Origin of the sequence: Vibrio sp. S12_S33 (genome assembly GCF_963889785.1) — a bacterium.
Lineage (GTDB): Bacteria > Pseudomonadota > Gammaproteobacteria > Enterobacterales > Vibrionaceae > Vibrio > Vibrio aestuarianus.
The window spans coordinates 1-3,291 of sequence record NZ_CAWPQZ010000095.1 but is presented as its reverse complement, the minus strand read 5'-3'; the positions used below and the strand labels follow the sequence as shown (position 1 = coordinate 3,291).

Here is a 3,291-nt window from a genome sequence, read left to right as displayed (position 1 = left end):
GCATCGTTAGGGCTCCCTATTAAATCCATTTAATCAGGTGTGTTTTTGGCGAAATTCATTAGATCAGAATGAGCGATGCGCGTCTACTCATTGTTTTATATAGAAATTATGAGGGGATTCGTAAGAACGCGGCGTTAGTTAACATGACAGGTACGGAGAATAATGGAAATATTTCTGGTTTTTTTAGCGTTGATGGTTGCATGCATTACTTTATTTATTCAGCGTCAACACAATCGAAAAGAGTTGCTACCGATACTACATACGTATTTTTCAGCCTCTACGCAGGACAATTCTGTGGTTTATGAGTTTAAGCTGATTAACGATGGTAATGGAGCTGCAATCTTAAAAAAAGTCGAATTACTTCTAGCTGATGGGGAAACTATTGAGATAACATCGTTCAATAGCTTCTTTGAAGTTATCCAGCAAAAAAATCCCCACAGTAAGGACATAGAAACATCATTACCATTCTGTTTAAGTGCTAACTCTTCCGAAGTTATCTATAGATATGCTCTTTATAATACAGTAACTAACAAGCTTGATGGTTCTTCAGTCAGAGTAACTGCTGAGTCGGTTTACGGTGACACCGTTATTGCACATAATACCGGTTTTGATGTCATATCTAATCGTCGTGATCATATTTTTGAGGTACTGTTTGGCAAAGTCTCGGATTCTTTGGTAAGTCTTTGGGAAAAGTTAACTAACAATCAATTTAAGTAGATTCGCAACGCTTGGCGTTTTCGGTTTGAATCAGCTTTTGTGATTAAGGCGCAATTGTCTAGGTTGGGTGGTTGCGCTGCTCACTACTTAATTGGGCGTTATGTTTTCTTTATGAACCTGTGAGAGTGATCTTGATGCATATAATCAAAACGTTTTCTCCTGTGTCACTTATCATTTGGTATTATCATGCCTTTATCAATATGATTTTTGGAGTAGATTCATGGCTGAATTAGGATATTGCTCTGTCAATAACCTGAAACTGTCTAATCGAAGCTTAGATTCGGTAAAACAAATTCAGGACATTATGGAAAGCAGCAGGATGTTTACATTATCATTAGCCGCTGTTCCAATCTTAGATATTTTCCTTGGTCGAAAGAATGCCGCGAACCAGATGATAGATATAGCTGCATATGACTGGGTTGAATTTGGAAAGTTAGCTCAAGCGAGCGGTGCTATTACTAAAAGACGTATATATGATATAGCCGAGCCTATGACTTGGACTACATATGGTGAAGAAGGCGAATTTTGGAGGTGTGTCAGCCGTGCTGCGCTATAAACTATTTATATCACTTTTTCTTTTTTCTACATTAGGCTGCGCCGCTTCATTTGAAAAAAATTTTGAAGCTTATGCTAAGAAAATTGAAGAATGCAATCAAATTGCTCAATCAAACTCGCTAGATTTTCCAATAACATCTTGGTTTGAGTCTTTAGAATCTAAAGATCAAAAAATGGTCATATTGTATTTATCTATTGATAACAGAGATAATTGCTCAAAGGCAGAAAGGGAAGCGCTAAAAGCGACTGAATATCAGCTATCACCACAACAACAAAAACTATTCGATGATATTGGAGCAACCACAGACCCAAAACATATTAGCTATGTGAAAGGACTAGATCTAAACGAGATAAATAAAATTCAATCAGCATATAAGTTACCATTTGATTCAATAAAAGTTGGTCAACGTTTAGGTTTACTTAAGTAATTGAATCCAATAAAACATAACAAACGCTTCAAGAGGGACAGCCAACGCGTGGCATTTTTATCATGCGTTGGTTTTTGTGATTACGGTGTTATACGGAAACTTGGTAGTAGCGTTGTCTGCCCCTTAAGCGGGCGTTAACTGTATCAGGAGGAAATCGTGGGTAGTTTGGATTTTTTTGCTATTAGCTTGGACGAAATAGGCTGGTTTATTCCACCATATATTAATATGGGACAGCTAGAATCAATCCTAGATGCAACTAAAAACAATGGTGAAAATAAACACGATGCATTAAACAATGTACTATCGTCAGTCTATTCTATTGAAAATATATCTGCGATATTTACTGAGAAATACACAGTCACCCCCTTTGTGAAAGATTATCTCAGTATTATTGATAATGGTATTGAAAGCCACTTTTTAGGTTTAAATTACGCTTCTGTAAGTACATTAATCCCAGTTATTGAAGGAATTGCCCGTAAACTGTCTAAACATCGAGGTGTGGGTCATGAACATATTAAGAAGACGATCATAAATCTATGCGAAAGCTGCAAAACACAAGTTGTCAATAATAAAATTGGTGACTACGAAGAAATTGAGTCCATGATTGACTCTTTTCGTAAGTTTGCAGTTAAAAAACTGTACTCAGATTCTAAAATATATCCTCATGAAGATAATACTAATCGAAATGGGATTACTCATGGCGTATATACAGACTTAGATTTTGGAAGCAAAATTAGCTTTTATAAGGTCATCTCATTAATTAACTTTCTTTGTTTTCTTAGTGCAATTGATGCAGGGATCTCTTGGTTTCCACCTAAAGGGAAAGTTGAGGGGCAAAGAAAAGCAGAGTATCTTTTACTGTGTGAAAAATTTTCAACATTACGTCAATCATACAGTTAACAAGGCGTTAACTGTATTACGGAGGAAGTACGATGGTTACAATTAGAGAGTACATTGAATCGGATGCTCAAGTGCTTTGGGATATCCACTTTTACACTATTCGTAACGTCAACCTTCGTGACTACTCCCAAGAGCAAGTAGAGGCGTGGGCTCCTGAGCATCTTGATTTATCGGTTTGGAAAAAGCGAATGTCAGGCTTATCACCATTTGTTGCTGAGGTAGATAACATTATTGTTGGTTATACTGATTTACAACCAAATGGGTTAATTGACCACTTCTTTTGTCATCATGAATACCAAGGGCAGGGCGTGGGTAAAGCTTTAATGTCTCATGTATTTAGCATGGCAGAACAACGCGGTATTAAGCGTTTGTATTCTGAAGTAAGTATTACAGCTAGACCGTTTTATGAATACTTTGGATTTAAAGTCGTTCAAGCTCAAGAAGTGGAAGTTCGTGGTCAGAAGCTAAGAAACTTCGTCATGGAAAAATACAGTTAACAAAGCATTTAAGAGTGATTCGCAACGCTTGGCAGTTTCGCTTCGCTCAAGTATAACCAAGCGCTGCTCACACCTTAATGCGGCGCTGGCGGATCCCCTCATAATTCCCCCAACCCACAGGTATGCGTGAGGCGCTGATATTCCACCATTGCCCAGTGATATTGGGACTCTTGTATTCGGTATCTCCGATGACA

At 37.6% G+C, this 3,291-nt stretch carries 5 protein-coding genes; all 5 read left to right on the top strand.

Annotation, left to right across the window (positions count from 1 at the left end; translation table 11 throughout):
- Nucleotides 1-162 precede the first annotated feature (162 nt).
- The 5 genes from AACW06_RS18940 (at nucleotide 163) to AACW06_RS18920 (ending at nucleotide 3,097) form a co-directional block, all read left to right on the top strand.
- A complete protein-coding gene (locus tag AACW06_RS18940; protein WP_088729524.1) occupies nucleotides 163-717 on the top strand; it encodes a hypothetical protein in 555 nt (184 codons plus the stop codon).
- A gap of 220 nt (nucleotides 718-937) precedes the next feature.
- Nucleotides 938-1,273 (top strand): hypothetical protein, encoded by a 336-nt coding sequence (locus tag AACW06_RS18935; RefSeq protein ID WP_238336756.1) that lies wholly within the window; start codon nucleotides 938-940, stop codon nucleotides 1,271-1,273.
- Entirely contained in the window at nucleotides 1,251-1,700 is a 450-nt protein-coding gene (locus AACW06_RS18930; RefSeq protein WP_339379021.1) for a hypothetical protein, read from the top strand. The genes AACW06_RS18935 and AACW06_RS18930 overlap by 23 nt, the downstream gene beginning before the upstream one ends.
- A 156-nt stretch (nucleotides 1,701-1,856) precedes the next feature.
- A complete protein-coding gene (locus AACW06_RS18925) occupies nucleotides 1,857-2,600 on the top strand; it encodes a hypothetical protein (protein WP_192076256.1) in 744 nt (247 codons plus the stop codon).
- 32 nt (nucleotides 2,601-2,632) lie between these two features.
- Nucleotides 2,633-3,097: a GNAT family N-acetyltransferase gene (locus AACW06_RS18920; protein ID WP_192076255.1), complete on the top strand. Its 465-nt coding sequence runs from the start codon at nucleotides 2,633-2,635 to the stop codon at nucleotides 3,095-3,097.
- Nucleotides 3,098-3,291 lie beyond the last annotated feature (194 nt).

Coding starts and splice junctions, on each gene's coding strand:
- AACW06_RS18940 (WP_088729524.1), top strand. CDS start 163: ATGGAAATATTTCTGGTTTTTTTAGCGTTGATGGTTGCATGCATTACT.
- AACW06_RS18935 (WP_238336756.1), top strand. CDS start 938: ATGGCTGAATTAGGATATTGCTCTGTCAATAACCTGAAACTGTCTAAT.
- AACW06_RS18920 (WP_192076255.1), top strand. CDS start 2,633: ATGGTTACAATTAGAGAGTACATTGAATCGGATGCTCAAGTGCTTTGG.